Here is a 20,808-nt window from a genome sequence, read left to right as displayed (position 1 = left end):
TACGCGACATCACGAGTTCAAGCTCAGTACCTATGAGCCCGTGGGCCGGGGAAGTTCACCGGCTCCGTCCGGTCGGCGCGGGACCGGGTCGGCGGCCGCCCGGCACCGGCGGACCGCTGGCGGGCGGCGCCGCGCGATCCCGGTTCCGAGGGGGCATCGGGGGATTGTCAGTGACGTGGGACAAGATGCACTGGGCGACCTCGCGGGGGACATGGAGACACATGGGAACGGAACGGACACCGCTGGTCGGCAGGCAGGCGGAACTCGGGCACCTCGACCGGCTGCTGACCCTGCTGGAACGGCCGCCGGGGCCGGGCGACGACGCTGGAGGGCGGCCCGCGGTACTCGACGTCAGCGGTGAGGCGGGCATCGGCAAGAGCCGGCTCGTCCACGAGCTCTGCCTGCGCGCGGCGGGGCGCGGGGCGACAGTGCTGCGGGGGCGGGCGACGGAGTACGAGCGGCACATCCCGTTCCAGCCGTTCACCGACGCCCTCGCCGACCTCGATCGCGAGGTGCTCGCGTCCTGCCCCTCGCTCGTCGAGGCCGCCCCCCTGCTGAGCGGCACTCCGAACCTGGGGGACCGCTTCGGCCTCCACCGGGCCGCGGCCGCCCTGCTGACCCACGCCGGCGTCTCCCCCCTGGTCGTGGTGCTCGACGACCTGCACTGGGCGGACGCCGCGTCACTGGAGCTCCTCGACCATCTCGTCCGCCATCCCGTGCGCGCCAGTGTCCTGCTGGTCGTGGCCCGTCGCGACCGGCAGACCCCGCCCCCGCTCGCCGCGACCTTGGCCCGGGGCGCGGACACCGGACTGGTCCGGAGCATGGGCCTCGGGCCGCTCGGCGAGCGGGAGTGCGTCGAGGGGTTCACCCCCGACCTGGAGCGGGCCGAGGCCGTACGGCTGGTTGCCGCCAGCGAGGGCAACCCGCTGTACCTGCTGACCCTGCTCCAGGCCCGCCGTGAGGGCGCGTCGGTCAGCCGGCTGTCCGCGACCGGTCTCGGTGCCCTCCTGCTCGACGAGTTGTCCCCGCTCACCGCGGCGCAGCGCCGGCTCATCGAGGTGGTGGCCGCGCTCGGCGACCACGCCACGCCCGCCCTGCTCGGCCCGGTGAGCGGCCACGAGGAGGCCGGGCTGACCGCCGACCTGGCCGTTCTGACCCGACGCGACCTGCTGCGGACGGACCCGCAGGGGCGGCTGACACTGCGGCATCCCGTGCTGCGGAGCCTCGTCCACGACGGTACCGACCCCTGGCTGCGCGCGGAGACGCACCGGCGGGCCGCCGCCGAACTGGCCCGTATCGGCGCCCCCCTGGCCGAACGGGCGCACCACGCCGAGCACTCGTTGTCCGGCTGGGACCCGGACGCCGCGGCCGTGCTCACCGAGGCCGCCGAACAGGCCGCCCGCACGGCGCCCGCGAGCTGCGCCCACTGGCTGGGGGTGGTGCTCCGGCAGTTGCCGCACACACCGGAACACGCCGGTCGGCGGCGGGAGCTGATGCTGCTGCGGGCCCGCGCGCTGGGCGCCTGCGGCCAACTGCGCGCCAGCCGTGACCTGTTGCACGAAGTGATGGCGCTGCCCGATCCGGGTGACGGGAGGGCGTCGCACGCCTCGGCCGTCGTGCTGTGCGCCGTCATGGAGCGACACCTGGGGCGGTACGCGGAGGCGGTCGCCCTGCTCCGCCGTGAACTGCACCGCGACCCGGCGCCGTCGCCCGCCGACCAGGTGGCGCTGGGGCTGGAGCTGGGGTCCTCGGCCCCGCACGACACGGCGTATCCGACCGTGCGCTCCGAAGTGGCGCGCACCCTGGCGGTTGCCCGTTCCCTGGGTGACGAGAGCGCGGTGGTGGCTGCGCTGACCGTCGCCGCGCTGGGGGAGGCGTACGAGGGCGAGACGGCGGCGGCGAGCGGTTTCGCCCGCGAGGCGGCGGCCATCGTGGACGCCCTGCCGGACGACGACCTGACCGACCTGTGCGAACCGCTGGCCCGGCTGGGCTGGGCCGAGGCGTTCCTGGAGCGGTTCGCCGACGCCGAGCGGCACGCAGACCGCGGCCTGGCCGTGGCACGCCGCACCGGCCGGCTCTCGCTCCTGCCCCATCTGCTGCTGTGCGGGACACATGTCCGGGTACAGACCTGCCGGCTGTCGTCGGCGGTGGAGCTGGCGGAGGAGGCCGAGGAGATCGCCCGGGGTCTCGGCAGCGACGAACTCCTCGCGTTCGTGCTCGCGACGAAGGCGCACGCGCTGATCGCGGCCTGCCCGCCGGGCGATCCCCGGCCCCTGGCCACGGCCGAGGAGGCGGTGGCCGCGGTGGGCCTGGGCGTCGGTTGGTGGGCCTCCATCGCGTGGAGCGTGCTCGGCTATGCGGCGCTGATCGGTGGTGACCCGGCCCGGGCACGGGAGGCGTTGCTGCGCGCGGGCGGCCCGGACCTGCGGCGGCTCCAGCCCTCCATGCGTCCGCTGTTCCTGGAGATTCTCGTGACCGCCGCCGTCACCACGGGCGATCTCGACGCGGCGGGCGACTGGGCGCAGCGGGCCCGCGCCGAGGCCGAGCGTCTGGACCTGCCCGTACAGCGGGCCTCGGCCCTGCGCAGCCAGGCCCACATACCGCTCAGCCTCGGTGACACCCGCGCGGCGGCCGAACTGTTCGCGGAGGCGGCCGAGGAGAGCCACCGCAGCGGTGCGGCGTTCTGGGAGGCGTTCGCCCTGCTCCTCGGCGCCCCCGCGCTGGCGGCGGATCCGGACGGTGCGCGGCGCGGGCAGGCCGCCTGGCACCGCGGACACCAGCTCGCCGCCGGCGGTGGCGCCCTGATGCTGACCGGCCTGGCCGAGGCGACCCGCCCGGCGGTGGCCGACGCCGACGGCCCGGAGCGGCGGCTGGCGGAACTGACGGCTCGTGAACGGGAGATCGCCGAACTGGTCACGGAGGGCCTCACCAGCCCGGCGATCGCCGACCGGCTCTGCCTGAGCCGCCGCACGGTCGAGACCCACATCTCCAGGGTCTACCGGAAGACGGGGGTCTCCTCCCGGGCCGCCCTGGCGGCGCTGATGGCCGGGCGGACGACTGGGCCGTCGTTCAGCGGTTGAACCAGGCCCTGCCCTCCCGCGAGGCGAGTGACCGCAGGATGACGATGCCGATGACGATCCCCGGGAGGAAGTTGACGCCTCCCGCGAACAGGCCGATCACTCCACCGGCCACGTTCAGGGTCTCGATCACGATGACCATCATGCGCACCGCGGAGAACCGTCTCGGGGCGAGGGCGGCCCCCACGATGAGGAGCACACCCAGCACCAGCTGGAGGACCGCGAAGAAACCCAGTACACCGGTGTCCTCCTGGCCGTGGTCGGCGGCGTCGTTCACGACGCCCAGCAGGAGAAAACCGCCCGCGACGGCCAGCACGCCCTGCAGCCACAGCAGGCCGACGGCCCACTTCAGGGCGCTCGGCATCTTCTCGGGGGTGCCCTTGTCCGCTCTCAGTGTCGTCATGTCCATGTTGTAGCCGGGGTGCGTGCCGGACACGTCGGTGAGGTTACGTAACCCCGGTACGCAATGGCTGCCCGTAGGTATGAGACGGCGAACCGACCGACCTCTCGGCGTTCTCCCTCTACCCGTTCCCCGGCGGCATGTTGTACGGCGTGACCACCTGGATCGCCGAGGGCAGGGACGGGCCCTCGTCCGGGAGGGCCTGGTGGGCCCGCATGATGGTCTGGCAGGCGCGGCGCAGGTCCTGGCGGAGGTCGTGGTGGAGCACGGCGGACAGCCGGCCGGCCCGCAGCAGCCGGGTGTTGTCGTGGTCCAGGTCGTGCGCGACGAAGACGTGGGGCTCCCGGCCCGCCGCGGCGAAGGCGTCGAGCGTCGCGGTGTTCCCGCCACCGATCGAGTAGACGGCGGCGACGTCCGGCTCCCGCTCCAGCGCGTCACGGACCAGGTCCCGCTGAGTGGCGTCGAGGCCGTCGCTGTCGGTGACCTCGACGAGTCGTCGACCCGGCTCGGCGGCCCGCATCGCGGCCCGGAACCCCATCTCGCGCTCCTCCTCGTTGCGGTAGAAGCCCCGGCTGATCGTGACCAGCACGGCGCCGGGCCGGTCGCCGAGCCACTGCCGGACCAGATACGCGGCGGTCGCCCCGGCAGCCCGGTTGTCGATGCCGACGTACGCGCTGCGCGGGCTGCTCGGCAGGTCGGTCGCGAGGGTGACGACGGGGACGCCGGCCGCTACCAGCCGTTCGATGGCGGCGGTGACCTCGGGGACGTCGGGGGCCTTGAGGATCACGCCCTGCGAGCCGCGCCGCCCTATCCGGTCGAGCGTCCGGACCATCTCCGAGACGGGACCGGTCTCCCGGAAGTGGAAACGCGAGCGCACGACCGCCGGGTGCAGGGACGGCAGCTCGGCCTCCAGCGCCTCCCGGACGGCGGTGGAGAACCGGTCCGGCGACTGCATCACGATGTCGACCATGAACGTACGGCCGCCGATGCGCACCTGGGTCCGCTGCCGGTCCAGGTCCTTGATCGCCTGCTCGACCTCGCGGGCGGTGCTCTCCCGCACCCCGCCGCGGCCGTTGAGGACCCGGTCGACCGTGGCCAGGCTCAGCCCGGCCTGACGGGCGATCTCACGGATCGTGTAGGGGTGTCCCATCGCTGCGTTCCCGGCTGTGAATGAGGGGTTTTTGAGGTGCTTCTGAGGGTTGAATGAGGGTGGTCCGGGCCCAAGACTGACAGAGACGGAGACGCGGCGAAAGACCGGCCGACCGGGTCCCGTGAGCCGAGGACCCGTCGATCGGCCTCACGGGTCGAGGTCCCGCCCCGACCGCCCCGAGAGTCGACGACCGACCAGACCAGACCAGTGAAAGGACCCGGCATGGCCCTCACCGCCGCGGGCTCGGCGACCTGGCTGTCCGAGAGGGACTGCGACCTCGACACGTTCCGTGCCGTGGTCGGGCGCACCACCGACCCCGGCGACCACCCGTACGCGGACGGCGTCGAGCGGAACGTCCCCGTCTACGACAGCGAGCGGCTGCGCAGGGCGACGGACCGGCGCGCGGTGCAGGCGGAACTCGTCCGGGCGATGCTCGACGGTCCCGGTGTCGTCGTCCTCAGGCGGGCCTTCCCGGACCCGCGGATCGTGGACGCGGCCACCGCCGTCTTCACCGCGCTGATCGAGGAGGAACGGGCCTCCGGTGACGCCCGCGGTGACCACTTCGCGAAGCCCGGAGCCAACGACCGCGTGTGGAACGCCCTGGAGAAGACGGCCGTACGGGCCCCGGAGGCGTTCGCCGACTACTACGCCAACGACATGCTGGCGCTGGTCTTTGAGGCCTGGCTCGGCCCCGGCTACCAGGTGACGTCACAGATCAACGTGGTCAACCCGGGCGGAGCGGCGCAGAGCGCGCACCGCGACTACCACCTCGGCTTCCTCGGCCGGGAGCAGGCGGCCGCGTATCCGGCGCACGTCCACCGCCTCTCCCCCGTGCTGACCCTGCAGGGCGCGGTGGCCCACTGCGACATGCCCGTCGAGTCCGGCCCGACCCTGTACCTGCCGCACTCGCAGAAGTACGAGCCCGGCTACCTGGCCTGGCGCCTGCCCGGGTTCGTCGCGTACTTCGACGCCCACCACGTGCAGCTCCCGCTGGAGAAGGGCGACGCGGTCTTCTTCAACCCGGCCCTGTTCCACGCCGCCGGGCACAACCGTTCGACGGATATCCGGCGGATGGCGAACCTGCTCCAGGTCTCCTCGGCCTTCGGCCGGGCGATGGAGACGGTGGACCGCGAGGCCATGGCGAACGCGGTGTTCCCCGCCCTGCTCGCCCGGAAGGCCGCGGGCGCCGCGGAGGACTGGCTGCGCCGCGTGGTGGCGGCCACCGCCGAGGGCTACGCCTTCCCCACGAACCTGGACCGGGACCCCCCGGTCGACGGACTCGCCCCGCCGTCCCAGGCGGACACGTTGTGGCGTGCGGTGGCCGAGGGCTGGAGCCCGGCGCGGCTGCGCGACGAACTGCGAGCCGGCGCCGAGCGGCGCCGCACCTGACCCGAGGGCCGCGGCCGGCAGCCGGCACCGCCGGTCGGCCGAGGCGTCGGAGCCGAACGAAAGGAAGCACCCCCGGATGGCACTCCTGGAGGACAAGGTCGTCCTCGTCAACGGCGGCAGCCAGGGCGTCGGCGCGGGCATCGTCCACGCGGCCCTGCGCGAGGGCGCGACCGTCGCGTTCACGGGCCGCCGTGCCGAGGTCGGCGAGAAGCTGGCGGCGGACACCGGAGCCACGTTCGTACGGGCGGACCTCGCCGACCCGGCGCAGGTGCGCGGCAGCGTGGACGAGGTGATCGCGATCCACGGCCGTGTCGACAGCCTGGTGAACGCGGCCGGTCTGACCTCGCGCGGCTCGCTGCTCGACACCTCACCGGAGCTGTTCGACGCGCACATCGCGATCAACCTGCGCGCCCCCTTCTTCGCGATGCAGGCGGTGGTGGCGCATCTGGTGGCCCGCGGGGTGCCCGGCACGATCGTCAACATCGGCTCGAACTGCGCGCACGGCGGCCCTCCGTTCCTGGCGCCCTACTCCGCCGCGAAGGCCGGTCTGGCGGGTCTGAGCCGCAACGCCGCCCACGCCCACCGCTGGGACCGGATCCGGATCAACGACCTCAACATCGGCTGGACGGAGACCGAGGGCGAGGACGCGATCCAGCGGGAGTTCCACGGTGCCGGCGACGACTGGCGGCAGCGAGCGGCGGAGCGTCTGCCGATGGGCAGGCTCGGCCAGGTCGACGAGATCGCCGACTTCGTCGTCTTCCTGCTGTCCGACCGCAGTGGTGTGGTCACCGGTTCGGTGATCGACTGGGACCAGAACGTCATCGGCGCTTCCGACTGACAGCCTCTGACCTGCTCTTATCCTTCTTTCCCCCGCACATCTGAAAGGGACACTCGATCATGCGCATTGGCATCCTGGGGCTGGGCCGCATCGGCGCCTTCCACGCAGGGACACTGGCCGGGCTGGACGTGGTGGAGGAGCTGGTGGTCTCCGACCCGGTGGCCGCGGCCGCGGCCTCGGCGGCGGAGAAGTTCGGCGCCACGGTGGCCGACTCCCCCGAGGCGGTGTTCGCGTCCGGGGTCGACGGAGTCGTGATCACGGCGGCGACGGACGCGCACCCCGGGCTGATCCTCGCCGCCGTGGAGGCGGGCGTCCCGGTGTTCTGCGAGAAGCCGGTGGCGAAGACGGTCGAGGACAGCCTCACCGTGCTGCGCGCCGTGCGGGACAGCGGCGTCGAGGTCCAGATCGGCTACAACCGCCGCTTCGACGCGGGCTGTGTGACCGCCCGAGAAGCGGTCCTCAGCGGTGAGCTGGGCGCGCTGCACACCGTACGGTCGACGACCCTGGACCCGGCCCCGCCGCCGGCGGCGTACGTGGCGGTGTCGGGCGGCATCTTCCGGGACTGCGCGGTGCACGACTTCGACATCGTGCGCTGGGTGACGGGCCGCGAGGTCGTCGAGGTGTACGCGACGGGCGGCAACAAGGGCGCGGAGTACATCAAGGAGGCCGGTGACGTCGACACGGCGTCCTCGCTCCTCACCTTCGACGACGGCACCATCGGTGTCATCTCCAACACCCGTCACAACGCCCGCGGTTATGACGTCCGTCTCGAAGTGCACGGTATGAAGGACAGCATCGCGGCGGGCCTGGACGGCCAGCTCCCCCTCCGCTCCGCCGAGCCGGGCGTCACGTTCCCGGCCGGCCCGCCGCACAACTTCTTCATGGACCGTTTCGCCCCCGCCTACCGCGCCGAACTCACCGCGTTCACCGAGGTCGTCGCCGGCACCCGCCCCTCCCCCTGCACGGTCGCCGACGCCATCGAGGCCAGCTGGATCGCCGAGGCGTGCACGCTGTCGGTGGCGGAGCGGCGTCCGGTGCTCCTGGAGGAGGTACGCAAGGAAGCCGTCTGAGCACCACTGGGCGCGCCCCCGGCCCCACGGTCCCCGTGTCCCGGCGCTCCCGACCGCACCGGTCGGAGCGCCGGGACACGGGGACGGATCTACGCTGGGTAGCAGCCGCTGGAACCAGCCCTGACGGGCCGGCTGTCCGGACGGAGGCGTGGTGCGTGGAAATGGCCGACCAGCAGGATGCCCCTACTGCCGCTGTCGTCGTGGACCCGGACGGCCTGGTGAGCGGCTGGAGCGAGGCCGGGCGGCTGCTGCTGGGCTGGACGGCGAAGGAGACCGTCGGCCGTCCTGTCACCGATCTGCTGGCCGGTCCCCCGCCACCCGGCTTCCCCGGGAGCCACGGGACCGGCCCCCGGACCACCCGGTCCATCCCCCTGCGCCACCGCGACGGCCCTCCGGTGGACTGCGTGGTGACGGCTCACCCACTGCTCGGCACCGACGGGCGGACACTGGGCCACGTGGTGACCGTCCAGCGCTGGGGTCGCCGCCCGGTGATCGCAGACCGGGCCTTCGAGCAGTGCCCCTTCGCTCTGGGCGTCTACGACCCTGAGCTGCGGTTTCTTTGGGTCAATGCCTCCGCTTGCCGGGTGATGGCGCACTCCGAGGAGCAGGTGCTCGGTGAGAAGTACCGCGAGCTGTTTCCCGAGCTGGACGACAAGGCGTACACCGACAAGCTCTCCGAGGTGGCGCGGACGGGCGAGCCCGCGCGTCTCATCACCGTCTTCCAGCCGCTGGGCAGCGACTACGCCAACGCCTGGGCCACCAGCATGTGGCCCGTCCGGGACGCCGAGGGCACGGTCCGCGCGGTCGCCAACTGGGGATTCGACATGAGCGCCGAGTACTGGGCCCGGCAGCGCCTGCTCCTCCTCAACGAGGCCGGCGGCGGAATCGGCCGGACACTCGACGTGATCGGCACCGCCCTGGAGCTGGCCAGAGCTCCGGTGCCGGGCTTCGCCGACCAGGTCACCGTGGATCTCTTCGACGAGGTACTGCGCGGAGAGGAACCGCCCTCCCCGCCCGCGTTCACGCCCGGTGAATCCCTCACGCTCAGCCGTGCCGTCCGGCACAGCGCGGCGGAGGACACCACGCGGCCTCCCGGACCCCCGAAACCGGTGCGCCACGCACCCGGTTCCGTCGCCGCCCGCTGCATGGCCACCGGCAGGTCCTCGGTCCAGCTCGCGGCCGAACCCGGCGAAGGCGGTGAATGGGCCTTCGGGCCCGGGCTCGCCGCCGACCCGGCCCTCTGGCCGCCGGGCAACCCGACGATCGACGAGTCCATCGCCGCAGAAGGTCTGACCTGCCGGATCACCGTGCCGCTCCGTACCCGCGGGGCGCTGCTCGGCGTCGTCGCGTTCTCCCGTAGCGACCGGCCCGAGTCCTTCACCGCCGACGACCTGATCCTCGCCGAGGAGCTGACCGCCAAGGCGGCCGTGGCCATCGACAACGCCCGCCGCTATTCACGCGAGCGCACGACCGCGCTGACCCTGCAGAGCAGCCTGCTCCCCCAGCAGCTGCCGAGCCAGGAGGCGGTGGATGTGGCGTCGCGCTACCTGCCCGCGGGAACGGAAGCGGAAGTGGGCGGTGACTGGTTCGACGTCATTCCACTGTCCGGGGCCCGAGTCGCCCTGGTCGTCGGCGATGTCGTCGGTCACGGCCTGCATGCCTCGGCCAGCATGGGGCGGCTGCGCACGGCGGTCCGCACCCTCGCTGACGTGGACCTGCCGCCGGACGAGCTGCTCACCCACCTCGACGACCTGGTCATCCACCTCGCCGGCGATCTCCGGCCGGACAGCCGCTTCCAGCCGGCGGGTGAGTCCGGGGCCACCTGCCTGTACGCCGTCTACGACCCGGTCTCCCGGCGCCTGGCGTTGGCCAGCGCCGGTCACCCGCTGCCGCTGGTCATCTCCCCGGACGGCACCAGGCCCCCGGTGCCGGCCACACCGGGGCCGCCGCTCGGCATCGGCGGGCTGCCTTTCGAGACGGCCGAGCTGGAGCTTGCCGAAGGCAGTCTGCTCGCTCTCTATACCGACGGACTGGTGGAGAGCCGCGAGCGCGACATCGACCAGGGGACCGCCGAACTGCTCGAAGTACTGAACCAGCCGGCCGCCTCGCTGAAGGCCCTCTGCGACACGGTGATGGACACGATGCTTCCCGATCGCCGCACCGACGACGCCGCCCTGCTGCTCGCGCGCACCCACGCGCTGGACCCCCACCACGTCGCCGACTGGGACGTGGAACCGGATCCGGCGCAGGTGCCGCGGGCCAGGCAGTTCGCCGTCGACCAGGTGGACGCCTGGGGCATGGGCGAGGCGTCGTTCGTCACCGAACTGGTCGTCAGTGAGCTGGTGACCAACGCCATCAGATACGGCGAGCCGCCGATCAGGCTGCGACTGATCCGTGACACCGCTCTGATCTGCGAGGTCTCCGACGCCAGTAACACGGCCCCGCATCTGCGCCGGGCCCGCGCCTTCGACGAGGGCGGCCGGGGCCTGTTGCTCGTCGCCCAGCTCACGCAGGGTTGGGGCACCCGGCACACCACCTACGGCAAGACGATCTGGTGCGCGCAGACCCTCCCCGGTCCGGAGCCTTGATGAGCCCGAGCCGCGATGAGCACGAGCCCGACCGGTTGCCGGCCGGGCACCGCGGTGTCAGGCGCTGGAGCGGATGACGAGGCGGGTGGGCAGGATCAGCGGAGTGGGGTCCTGCCCGTTGACGAGCGCGACGAGCATGCGCGCCGTCTCCCGTCCGAGGGCCGTTATCGGCTGGTGGACGGTGGTGAGCGGTGGATCGGAGATGTGGGCCACGGCCAGGTCGTCGAACCCGACCACGGCGACGTCGGCGGGAACCAGACGCCCGGCCTCCCGCAGAGTGCGCAGTGCACCCGCCCCCATGTTGTCGTTGGCGGCGAACACCCCGTCCAGATCGGGGTGTTCCGCCAGCAGGGCAGCCATGACCGCGGCTCCGCTGGGCTCGGTGAAGTCCCCCTCGTTCGGCGGGAACGGAGAAAGACCGGCGGCCAGCATGGCGTCCCGGTAGCCGCGGTACCGGGCGCGGCCCACCTCGGTGTCCAGCCGCCCGCAGATCGCGGCCACCCTGGTCCTGCCGGAGGAGAGCAGGTACTCGGTCGCCTCGCGCGCTCCGCCGGTGTTGTCGACGTCCACGTACCAGCGGGGAGCCGTCCCGACGGGGCGTCCGCCGAACACGACGGGCATCTCCGCCTCCTCGGCCGTCCGGACCAGCGGATCGTTCTCCCGCAGGGCCATCAGCATGACGCCGTCGGCGCCCTTGCCGCGCAGCAGTTCCTCCACCCGCTTGCGGCCCCGGTCGGTCGCGGCCAGACACAGCATCAGATGCAGGTCGGCCTCCTCCAGAGCGGCCGACGCCCCCACAATCACCTGGGCGAAGAACGGATCCGCGAAGATCGACGGGTCCTCACCCGAAACGACCAGGGCAGCCGCCCCCGTCTGACGGGTGGCCAGCGCGCGGGCGGTCGGGTTGGGCACGTAGCCGAGCCGCCGGACGGCCCGTTCGACCGCCTCGCGTTTCTCCCGGCTGACGTGCGGCGCGTTGTTGAGGACGCGGGAGGCCACGGAGCGGGAGACGCCCGCGAGCTCGGCCACGGCGTCGAGCGTGGGCTGGCGACGCGACGGATCCTCTGCCATGACCCCCACACCCCTCCCCCTGGCCGGAAACTGGGAGCGCTTCCGGTCACAGGTGACCATAGAGCCAGGAACTCGCCCTGCACAGAGGGAGTTTCACACCTCGACTCTTGACAGTTCTACCAGCCAGCCACACGATACCGACCATACCCCGAAGGTTCTCAGCACCACTGGAAGCGCTTCCAATGGGAGCGCTCCCACCTCATCTGGGGCACGCCGCTCCACGCACTTCCTCCGCGCGTCGCGCGCTCGGGACGAAAGCGCGACGCATCCTTGCCAGGAAACCGAGGTGATGTCATGCGCCGCAGGCTCCGCGTCCTGATGGCAGCGCTCTGTGCTCTGCCGCTCGCCCTCACCGCCGCTCCGTCCGCCCATGCCGCCGACCCGACCAGCATGACCAGCGGGTTCTATGTGGACCCCGACTCCAGCGCGAAGCGGTGGGTCGCAGCCAACCCCGGCGACGGCCGGGCGTCCGCGATCAACGCCTCCATCGCCAACACCCCGATGGCCCGCTGGTTCGGCTCGTGGAGCGGTTCGATCGGCTCCGCCACGGGCCAGTTCACGGGCGCCGCGGACAGCCGGGACAAGCTGCCCATCCTCGTCGCGTACAACATCTACAACCGCGACTACTGCGGCGGGCACTCCGCGGGCGGGGCCGCCTCCCCGTCCGCCTACGCGAACTGGATCTCCCAGTTCGCCGGCGGGATCGGCAACCGCCCCGCCCTGGTGATCCTGGAGCCGGACTCCCTCGGGGACTACGGCTGCATGAACCAGGCGCAGATCGCCGAACGCCAGGGCATGCTCAGCGGTGCCCTCACGCAGTTCAGCCGCCAGGCCCCCAACACCTGGGTGTACATGGACGCCGGCAACCCCGCCTGGACGGACGCGGCGACCATGGCCCGGCGCCTGCACGAAGCCGGCCTCCGCCAGGCCCACGGCTTCTCGCTCAATATCTCCAACTACCTCACCACCGCCGAGAACACCGCCTACGGCAACGCCGTGAACAGCCAGCTCAGCGCGCGCTACGGCTACACCAAGCCGTTCGTCGTGGACACCAGCCGCAACGGCAACGGCTCCAACGGCCAGTGGTGCAACCCCTCGGGCCGCCGTATCGGCCCCACCACCCAGATGGGCGGAGGCGCCGAGATGCTGTTGTGGATCAAGGTCCCGGGGGAGTCCGACGGCAACTGCGGCGTCGGCTCCGGCTCCTCGGCCGGACAGTTCCTCCCCGAGGTCGCCTACAAGATGATCTACGGCTACTGATCCGGGACTCCCGTGGCCCGGTCCGTCCGCCCCACGGCCGGGCCACGGGGCGGTGGTCATTTCCGTGATCGGCGAACGGCGCAACCTTTTCGTCGCCGACGGTGTGGATGACGGTGAACAGTCATCCATCCCGACGAGGAGCCGCGCCATGACCGACGAATCACCGCAGTCACCGCAGACCGCACCCGCGCCCACCCCGGCCCCCGCGTACGCGCCGGCCCAGCCCCCGTACCACGCCGCACCACCGCCCTACGGGCATCCGGCGACCGGCCCGCAACCCCGGCCCGGCAAGCGGGGCGTCCTGGTCGCCGTCGGTGTCGTCGGGGCCCTGCTTGTCGGCGCGGGCGTCACCTGGTGGGCGGTGGGCGACGGCGACGACGCCCTGAGCCATGTCGAGGTCTCGGGCGGGAAGCTCACGGAGGAGGACAACGACCTGCTCGACGAGGGCGAGCAGTGCGACGACAGCGACGAGTTCGACTACAACGACTGCGACGCGGGCACGGCGTACCGGTTCGACTACAAGATCACCAACAAGGGCGCCGAACCCGCCAACTACACGGTGCTCGTCAACGGTTTCGACGACGACGGCGACTTCGTGGGCCAGGCGTACGTCAGCGCCACCCACCTCGAACCGGGCGAGACGGACTCCGACAAGGGCGACTTCGACGAGTACGTGGAGCTGGAGGACGACCACACGCTGGCCGACATCGACTCCATCCGGGTCGCCCACGTCGAACGGCTGCCGCTGGCCAACTGACCGGCCCGGTACGGCGGCGCCTCCCGGCGATGGCACACGACGGGGCGGTGGGCGCCCCCGCACGGGAGGCACACGACGGGGCGGTGGGCGCCCCCGCACGGGAGGCACCCACCGCCGCGGTGGTGAGGTGAGGCGGGTCTGTCCGGGACTTTCCACGTACCGCGGTCGTGTTCTCGTAGCCCTCCGCCCCACCGGGACTCCTGACGATCAGAAGCGGCTGACCATCCCCGGGATGCCCGGGGGTGTCGGGAGCGGCAGCGGGTTGGGGGCGGTGCGCCCGTCCGCGGCCGGACGGGCCTTGCAGGTCATGTCCTTCGCGGGGAGCTTGCCGGTGGTCAGGTAGGTGGTGGCCGTCTTGTCGGCGCACGACTTGGTGCCGTAGATGCCGTGCCCGACCCCTCCGGCGACCGTGACCATCCGGGAACCCTTCATGACGCGGCGCAGCCCCTGGCCGCTGGTCAGCGGCGTCTGGGAATCCCACTCGTTCTGGAGGATCAGCGCACGCACCTTGTTGCCGATCCTGGTGGCGGGCTCGCTGCCGTTCTTCTTCCAGAAGGCGCACGGCTTGATGTGGGAGGCGAAGTCGCCGTACAGCGGATACCTGGCCTTGTCCTGGATCGCGTCCTTGCGGTACTGCTCGGGATCACGCGGCCAGGCACGGGTGTCGGCGCAGACGACGGCCCAGAAGCCGGCGTCGCCGTTGTCGTCGGGCACGGCCCGGCCGAAGGACGGCGGAAGCGGCTCGGGCGTCCTGACCTCCCGGTCGGCGGACGGGCGAGCCCCGGCGGCGGCCTTCTTGAGCTGGACGACCGCTTCGGCGGCGTCGCGCGTGCCGAAGAACGTGCCCCGAAGGCCGGAGCGGATGTCGTCGCCGGTCAGCAGCGTGCCGTTGAGGTCGATCGGCTTGCGGTCGGCCTGGGCGACCAGGTCGTAGAAGGTCTTGCGGACCGCCTCGGGAGTCGCGCCCAGCTGGTAGGTGGCATGCCGTGCGGCGGTCCACTCGGTCCATCGGGTGAAGGCGGGCTCGGCGCCCTCCGCCCAGACCTGGATCATCCCGCGCCAGATCCGGGCCGGGTCGACGGCGCTGTCCAGCACGAAGCGGTCGGAGCGCTTGGGGAACATCTGCGTGTAGACGGCGCCGAGGTAGGTGCCGTAGGAGTATCCGAGGTAGGAGATCTTCTTCTCGCCGAGCACGGCGCGGATGACGTCCATGTCCCGGGCGGTGTTGCGGGTGGTGATGTGGCGCAGTCTGTCGCCCTGCTTCTTGTCGCATTTCTCAGCGACGGTCCGGGCCCACTTCACGTCCTTGTCGAACGTCTCGGCCTTGTACGGCCGTTCCCAGTTCCGCTCGCTCGGCCTCAGGCCGCAGCTGACGGGGGAGCTCCGGCCGATGCCACGCGGGTCGAAGCCGACGAGGTCGTACTTGTTCTTCACGGCCTTCGGCAGCTCGCCGGCCAAGAAGTACGGCAGGTCGACGCCCGTCCCGCCCGGGCCACCCGGGTTGAGCAGGAGCACACCGCGGCGTTCCTTCTTGGTGCTCGTCTTCATTCGGGATATCGCGAGGTCGAGCTTCTTGGCTCCCGGTCTGCCGTAGTCGAGCGGCACCTTGATCGTGGCGCACTGAAGGGAGGCGGGCAGCGCCTTGTCGCAGCGGTGCCAGGCCGGTTTCTGCTGGAGGTAGGGGCGGAGAGGGTTCTCCGCGGCGGACGGCGCGGCGGATGCCGTGGCGGGGGCCAGCGCGGGGACCAGCGTGGTGACGGCGCTGACCGCCAGGAGGAAGGCTGTTCGACTGTTGCGCAAGTGGGTTGGGTCCTTGGGTAGATGCGTACGGGGACGCACCCACCCTGCCGCGCGTGGAACGCGGATTGATCCCTCTGCAGGGCAGTTTTTCTCCCACCTCAGACGGACGGGGAGTTGGAGCGGATCGTGCTGGAGTCGGACAACCGCGGCGGGCACTTCGCCCTCTCCCCCATGGCGCGCTGAAATGAAGTTGATCTCTTCCAGGTCCCCACACAGCGCCGGGGTGCCCTGCGGTACGTCGTCCGGGCACGGCTCGCGCCGGTGGCCGCCCCCCGACGGTCACCGGCGCGGTGTGTCACTGGCCGGGGGGTGGGAAGGACACGTCGTCGCAGTTGGGTACACCCGAGAGCCACGCCGGGCCCTTGATGTAGATGTTGGTGACCCATGCCTTGTAGTCCGGCAGGTAGGACCAGGCGTCGTTCTCGTAGCCCTCCGCGTTGACCTTCTCCGCGTGCTTCTGGCAGTACACGCGGATGGTGGTCGAGTACGGGAAGGCGTAGACGCGCTCGGCCCCGATGCTGGGCTCGGCCTTGGTCCACACGTCGGTGCCCCACGTCTGGTGGATATGGCCGGTGACCTGGCCTGTGTTGACGCGGACGGCGCCGTAGTAGTCGCCGCCGAGGCGGACGTCACTGACCATCAGCTTGGTGCCGGATTGCTTGGCCTCGACCATCTTGCCCGCGCCGAGGTAGATGGCGATGTGGTGCAGGTTCTTCTTGTTGCCGTAGGACAGCAGGTCGCCCGGCAGCAGCGGCGCGAGCCCCTGGGCGGCGGTGAAGCGCTGGGCGGCGCGGTGCGTGTAGTACTGCTGGCTGGCGACGCCGTTGAGGATGTCGGAGCCGGTGGCCCGGGCGTAGGCGTACCGGACGAGGCCGGAGCAGTCGAAGCCGCGGCGCTCGGGGTCGTGTTCACTGGCCGGGTCGGTGGGGTCCACCTGCCCGTAGGTGGCTCCGGGCTGGGCGCCGTGGCCGCCGCCCCACGTGTACCAGGTGCCGGCGGCGACCTCGGCGCAGGCCGCGGCGATCGCCCGCTCGGCGGCGGCCGAGGCGCCCGGCGCGAGGACGCCGCAGCCGGCGGCGGGAGCGGCCGGGGCCGTCGGGGCGGCGGCGGCCGTGGACACCGGCGCCCAGATCAGCAGGGCCATGAGTGCGATCAGTGTGCGGATGAGACTGGTCCGGCTCACCATGCCGGAACCCCCGTTTCCTGTTGGTCCGATGAACTGGTGGTGGTCGGGCAGCAGCCTGCTCGACCACCACCCCGCTCGTCGAGATCCAGGTGTCGCCCCATCCCACCGGGCAACGGGAAACACCTGGGAAACCCCCTGTGAGCAGGGCGTTTTCCGAGGGCTGCCGCGCGGCGGCGGAGCGCCCCGGCGTGTCTCTCAGCGGTTCGCGCAGTTCCCCGAGTCCGCCGAGTCGGGCACCCCGGGCAGCAGTGTGGCGCGCTCCTCGGGGCCGATCTCCGCGCGCAGCCGGCAGATGTCCGCCAGCCGTGCGCCCGGGTCGAGGTCCCACAGCCGTACGGTGCCGTCGGTGCTGCTGCTGGCCACGGTCCGCCCGTCGGGGGCGAAATCGACGCCCCACACCGCGTTCGTGTGGCCGGTGAGCGTCGCCCACGGCTGTCGTCGGGTGACGTCCCACAGGCGTACCGTGCGGTCGTTGCCGCTGCTGGCGAGGGTGCGGCCGTCCGGGCTGAAGGCCACACCGCGGACCGCGCCCGAGTGGCCGGTGAGCGCGTTCTTGAAGCGGCGCTGCCGGACGTCCCACAGGCGTACGGTGCCGTCGTTGCCGCTGCTGGCGAGGGTACGGCCGTCCGGGCTGAAGGCCACACCCCGCACGGCGCCCGAATGCCCCCTGAGCGCGCCCAGGTCACGGTGGGAGGCGACGTCCCACAGCCGTACCGTCAGGTCGTCGCCGGCGCCGGCGAGGGTACGCCCGTCGGGGCTGAAGGCGACATCGTTGACGAAGTCCTTGTGGCCGCCGAGCACGGTGAGCTGTCGGCGCTTCGGCACGTCCCACAGGCGCACCGTGTGGTCGGCGCCCGCCGAGGCGAGGGTCCGTCCGTCGGGGGCGAAGGCGACGGCGAAGACCTGCCCGCTGTGCCCGGTCAGCTTCTTCAGCGGCGCGCGCTCCGCGACGTCCCACAGCCGGACCGTGCCGTCGGAGCCCGCCGACGCGAGAGTCCGCCCGTCGGGCGAGAAGGCCACCGAGAACACGGTCTCCGTGTGCCCCTCCAGCGCTGCCACGAGCGTGTGCGTCCGCGCGTCCCACAGCCGTACGGTGCGGTCGGCGTCGGCGGTGGCCAGCAGTTTCCCGTCGGGGCTGTACGCGGTCTGCCAGACCTCGGTGAACGGACGGGACGTCAGGACCGGCCCGGCCAGGTCCCACAGGACGACGGACTGGTCGAAGCCGGCCGTGGCCAGCAGGGCGCCGTCGGAGGTCACGGCCACCCCGAGGACGTAGTCGGTGTGCCCGGCGAGCACCGATGTCTGCCGGCCGCTGCGCACGTCCCACAGCCGTGTCGTCCCGTCGCCGACCGCGCCGACGACCGTCGTTCCGTCCGGGGTGAAGACGACGGCGTTGATGTCGTCGCTGCTGCCGGTGAAGGTGGCGGTCAGCCGTCGGTCGCGCACGTCCCACAGGCGTACCGTCCGGTCGACGCCGGCGGAGGCCACCGTGGTGCCGTCCGGGGAGAAGGCGACACCCAGCACCTCGTCGGTGTGGCCCTTGAGGTCGTCGACGGACTCGTTCCGTCGGGTGTCCCAGATCCGTACGGCGCGGTCGGCGCCGGCGGAGACGAGCGTCCGCCCGTCGGGAGCGTAGGCCAGCGCGTTGACGGTGCCCTCGTGTCCGCGGAGGGTGGCGACCGACCGGTGCCGGGGCCCGGTGTCCCACACCCGGACGGTGCCGTCGGGGGCCGCGACGGCGAGTCTGCCCCCGCGCGGGTCGAAGGCGACCGCCCGCGCGCCCTTCGTGGCGTCGGGGAGCACACCCGTCCTGCGGTGACCGGTGGTGCTCCACAGGGTCACCGGTCCGTCGGTCGACGTCACCGCGACCGTACGGCCGTCGGGGCTGAAGGCGACCGATCGCGCCCGTCCGGGCACGGTGAACCGGGCGAGGGTACGGCGGCCGTCGGCCGTGCTGCGCAGGGTCACCGTGCCGTCGGAGCTGGCCGTGGCGAGGGTGCGGTCGTCGGGGGCGAAGGCCACCGCGTTCACCGGTCCGCGGTGGCCGTCGAGCCGGGCGGAGAAGGGCTGCGACTGGGTGCTGAGCAGGGCGCCGCGGGCCTCGGCCGTGGTCGCGGTCCGGTAGGCCTCCTCCGCGAGCAGCATCGACGCCTCCGGCCGGCCCCCGGCGAGGGACGCGGACCGCGCGGCGAGGGCCTGGGAGCGGGCGACGCGCTCCTGGTCGAGGGCGCCCTCGCGCTGCTGGTAGGCGAGTGCGCCAGCGGTGACGGCGAGACCCAGCAGCACGGCGAGCGTGGCGAGCATGGACTGCCGCAGCCGTACCTGCCGTCGGGCCTGTTTGCGGCGGCCGTCCTCCTCGGCCTGACTGGCCCTCAGGAACGCCTCCTCGTCGGGCGCGAGCCTGCTCCAGCCGTCCGACTCGTCGGCCCAGGTCCGTACGGTGTCGAGGCGGGCGCCCCGGTAGAGGGCGGAGGGGTCGCGGTTCTCCCGCTCCCATTCGGCGGCGGCGTGGGCGAGTTGCTGGTGGAGGAGCAGGCCGGCCCGGTCGGCGTGGATCCAGTCGCGGAGCCGGGGCCAGGCGTGCAGGAGGGCCTCGTGGGTGATCTCGACGGTGTCGCTGTCCATCGTGATGAGCCGGGCGCGGACGAAGGCGTCGAGCGCGGCGGCGGCCCCGTCCGCGTCGCCGAGCTGCGCCATCAGGGCGTCCCGGCTCATGCGGCGGCGGGTCGCCCCGGCTCCGTCCATGACGAGGACCAGCCGGGACAGGATGCGGCGGATCGTCTGCTGTTCGGCGGGATACAGCCGGGCGAACACGGTCTCGGCGGTGCGGGCGACCGCCCCCTGGATGCCGCCGGCCCGTTCGTACCCGTCGACGGTCAGCGCGGAGTCGCGGCGCCGCTGCCAGGTGGCGAGGAGGGCGTGGGAGACGAGGGGGAGCGCGCCGGAAGGTGTCTCGTCGGAGCCGATCGTCAGGGACCGTGGTCCGGTGTCCGGGTCGTCGCGGAGTCCCGCGTCCCTCAACAGCAGGGGGACCAGGCCGGGTTCGAGGGCGATGCCGACGAGTTCGGCGGGGCGTGTGATGGACTGCCGCAGTTCCGCGACGGTCATCGGGGACAGGACGAACAGCCCGTCGGTGAAGGTCCGGGCCAGTTCGGGGAGTTCCAGGCAGCGTCCGGTGAAGTCGGCGCGCACGCCGAGCACCACGACGGCCGCCGGGTGCAGGTGCTCCGCGGGCCGGGAGGTCGCGAGGGCGCTGAGCACCCGGACGTAGGAGCGGCGTTCTTCCTCGTCCGGGCAGAGAGTGAAGAGTTCCTCGAACTGGTCGACGATCAGCACCGGTCGGGGCGGCGGGGGCCGCCGCACCCCCTCGGCCCGCGGCGGGTCGTCGGACCGGGCCCGTACGGCGCCGAGCAGGGCTCCCGGGTTGTCCCGCACCTCGTCGACGGTGATGCCGAGGTCGCTGCCCAGCGCCTTCGCGATGCGTTCCAGCAGTTCGTCCAGGGGGCGCGAGGTGGGGGTGAGCAGCACCACCGGCCAGCGGTCGGCGCCCGGCATGGGGAGGTCGCCGCGTCGAAGCGCCGGTACGAGACCGGCGTTGAGCAGGGACGACTTGCCCGCGCCTGACGGTGCGACGAGCATCAGCGGCCCGCTGCCGATCCGGTCGAAGATCCGCTCCACCAGCGCGGCCGTCGCGCGGTCCCGGCCGAAGAACATGCCGGCGTCCCGGGGGGTGAACGCCGCCAGTCCGCGGTAGGGGCAGTTCTCGTCGGACTGCCGCTCCCCGGCGTCTGTGCCGGTCCGGGGTTCGCCGTCACGGGGCGGTGCCTGCTGCACCAGCCGCAGCAGCTCCCCGCCGGCGCCGAGCACCTGGTCGCACAGCCGGGCCACGTCGACGGTCGCGCGCTTGGTCCCGGTCTCGATCTTGCTGAGGTAGCCCTTGCTGTAGTGGATCTGCCGGGCCAGGTCGGTGAGCGACAGTCCGCGTTCCTGTCTCAGCCGTCTCAGTTGTGCCGGGAAGGACAGCGTGGTCAGCGCGTCCCGGTCCCGTGCGTGATGAGGGTCTGCTTGCTGTCCGTGCTGCGGGTCCCCCAAGGTGTCCCCCAAGGCAGTGCGGCCGTGAGACGGCGGGTGCCCAGGTTACTGCCGGGTCCAGGGGGGCGGCCAAGTCTTTCACTCGGAGTGGCGAAAACACGAACATCCGGAACCGCGGGCAGACGGTTCC

13 protein-coding genes are annotated in these 20,808 nt (G+C 72.4%); 7 read left to right on the top strand and 6 right to left on the bottom strand.

The features are described 5' to 3' along the window. Positions 1-221 precede the first annotated feature (221 nt). A complete protein-coding gene (locus ACZ43N_RS04100) occupies positions 222-3,080 on the top strand; it encodes an ATP-binding protein (RefSeq protein ID WP_468094795.1) in 2,859 nt (952 codons plus the stop codon). Here ACZ43N_RS04100 and ACZ43N_RS04095 read toward each other — a convergent pair. After that, positions 3,070-3,513, bottom strand: coding sequence for a hypothetical protein (locus ACZ43N_RS04095; protein ID WP_468094794.1), 444 nt, complete (start codon positions 3,511-3,513; stop codon positions 3,070-3,072). The two genes, ACZ43N_RS04100 and ACZ43N_RS04095, sit on opposite strands and share 11 nt — an antisense overlap. Before the next feature lie 85 nt (positions 3,514-3,598). Further along, positions 3,599-4,627 (bottom strand): LacI family DNA-binding transcriptional regulator, encoded by a 1,029-nt coding sequence (locus ACZ43N_RS04090; protein ID WP_468094793.1) that lies wholly within the window; start codon positions 4,625-4,627, stop codon positions 3,599-3,601. 222 nt (positions 4,628-4,849) lie between these two features. Here ACZ43N_RS04090 and ACZ43N_RS04085 point away from each other — a divergent pair, with 222 nt between their 5' ends. From ACZ43N_RS04085 to ACZ43N_RS04070, 4 genes are all read left to right on the top strand, one after another. After that, complete coding sequence (locus tag ACZ43N_RS04085; protein ID WP_468094792.1) at positions 4,850-6,016, top strand: phytanoyl-CoA dioxygenase family protein; 1,167 nt, start codon at positions 4,850-4,852, stop codon at positions 6,014-6,016. 76 nt (positions 6,017-6,092) lie between these two features. After that, on the top strand, positions 6,093-6,854 hold the full coding sequence (locus tag ACZ43N_RS04080) for an SDR family oxidoreductase (RefSeq protein ID WP_468094791.1): 762 nt from the start codon (positions 6,093-6,095) through the stop codon (positions 6,852-6,854). 59 nt (positions 6,855-6,913) lie between these two features. Beyond that, positions 6,914-7,924 (top strand): Gfo/Idh/MocA family protein, encoded by a 1,011-nt coding sequence (locus tag ACZ43N_RS04075; protein WP_468094790.1) that lies wholly within the window; start codon positions 6,914-6,916, stop codon positions 7,922-7,924. A gap of 161 nt (positions 7,925-8,085) precedes the next feature. Continuing rightward, positions 8,086-10,512 (top strand): SpoIIE family protein phosphatase, encoded by a 2,427-nt coding sequence (locus ACZ43N_RS04070; RefSeq protein ID WP_468094789.1) that lies wholly within the window; start codon positions 8,086-8,088, stop codon positions 10,510-10,512. Between the two features lie 57 nt (positions 10,513-10,569). Here ACZ43N_RS04070 and ACZ43N_RS04065 read toward each other — a convergent pair whose 3' ends face one another. Further along, complete coding sequence (locus ACZ43N_RS04065) at positions 10,570-11,583, bottom strand: LacI family DNA-binding transcriptional regulator (RefSeq protein WP_468094788.1); 1,014 nt, start codon at positions 11,581-11,583, stop codon at positions 10,570-10,572. A gap of 294 nt (positions 11,584-11,877) precedes the next feature. On the opposite strand from ACZ43N_RS04065, the gene ACZ43N_RS04060 reads away from it, so the two are divergent. Then, the gene (locus ACZ43N_RS04060; protein ID WP_468094787.1) at positions 11,878-12,843 is read left to right on the top strand and encodes a glycoside hydrolase family 6 protein; all 966 of its coding nucleotides are present in this window, start codon (positions 11,878-11,880) and stop codon (positions 12,841-12,843) included. 148 nt (positions 12,844-12,991) lie between these two features. Further along, entirely contained in the window at positions 12,992-13,600 is a 609-nt protein-coding gene (locus ACZ43N_RS04055) for a hypothetical protein (protein ID WP_468094786.1), read from the top strand. 207 nt (positions 13,601-13,807) lie between these two features. Here ACZ43N_RS04055 and ACZ43N_RS04050 read toward each other — a convergent pair whose 3' ends face one another. The 3 genes from ACZ43N_RS04050 to ACZ43N_RS04040 all read right to left on the bottom strand — a co-directional run bounded on the left by ACZ43N_RS04050 (position 13,808) and on the right by ACZ43N_RS04040 (position 20,678). Then, positions 13,808-15,400 (bottom strand): alpha/beta hydrolase, encoded by a 1,593-nt coding sequence (locus ACZ43N_RS04050; RefSeq protein WP_468094785.1) that lies wholly within the window; start codon positions 15,398-15,400, stop codon positions 13,808-13,810. Positions 15,401-15,695: 295 nt separating this feature from the next. Beyond that, complete coding sequence (locus ACZ43N_RS04045; RefSeq protein WP_468094784.1) at positions 15,696-16,586, bottom strand: NlpC/P60 family protein; 891 nt, start codon at positions 16,584-16,586, stop codon at positions 15,696-15,698. Between the two features lie 195 nt (positions 16,587-16,781). After that, on the bottom strand, positions 16,782-20,678 hold the full coding sequence (locus ACZ43N_RS04040) for an nSTAND1 domain-containing NTPase (RefSeq protein ID WP_468094783.1): 3,897 nt from the start codon (positions 20,676-20,678) through the stop codon (positions 16,782-16,784). Between the last annotated feature and the right edge of the window lie 130 nt (positions 20,679-20,808).

Source organism: Streptomyces sp. NPDC030814 (assembly GCF_055572155.1).
This window is presented reverse-complemented; position numbering and strand designations above follow the sequence as displayed.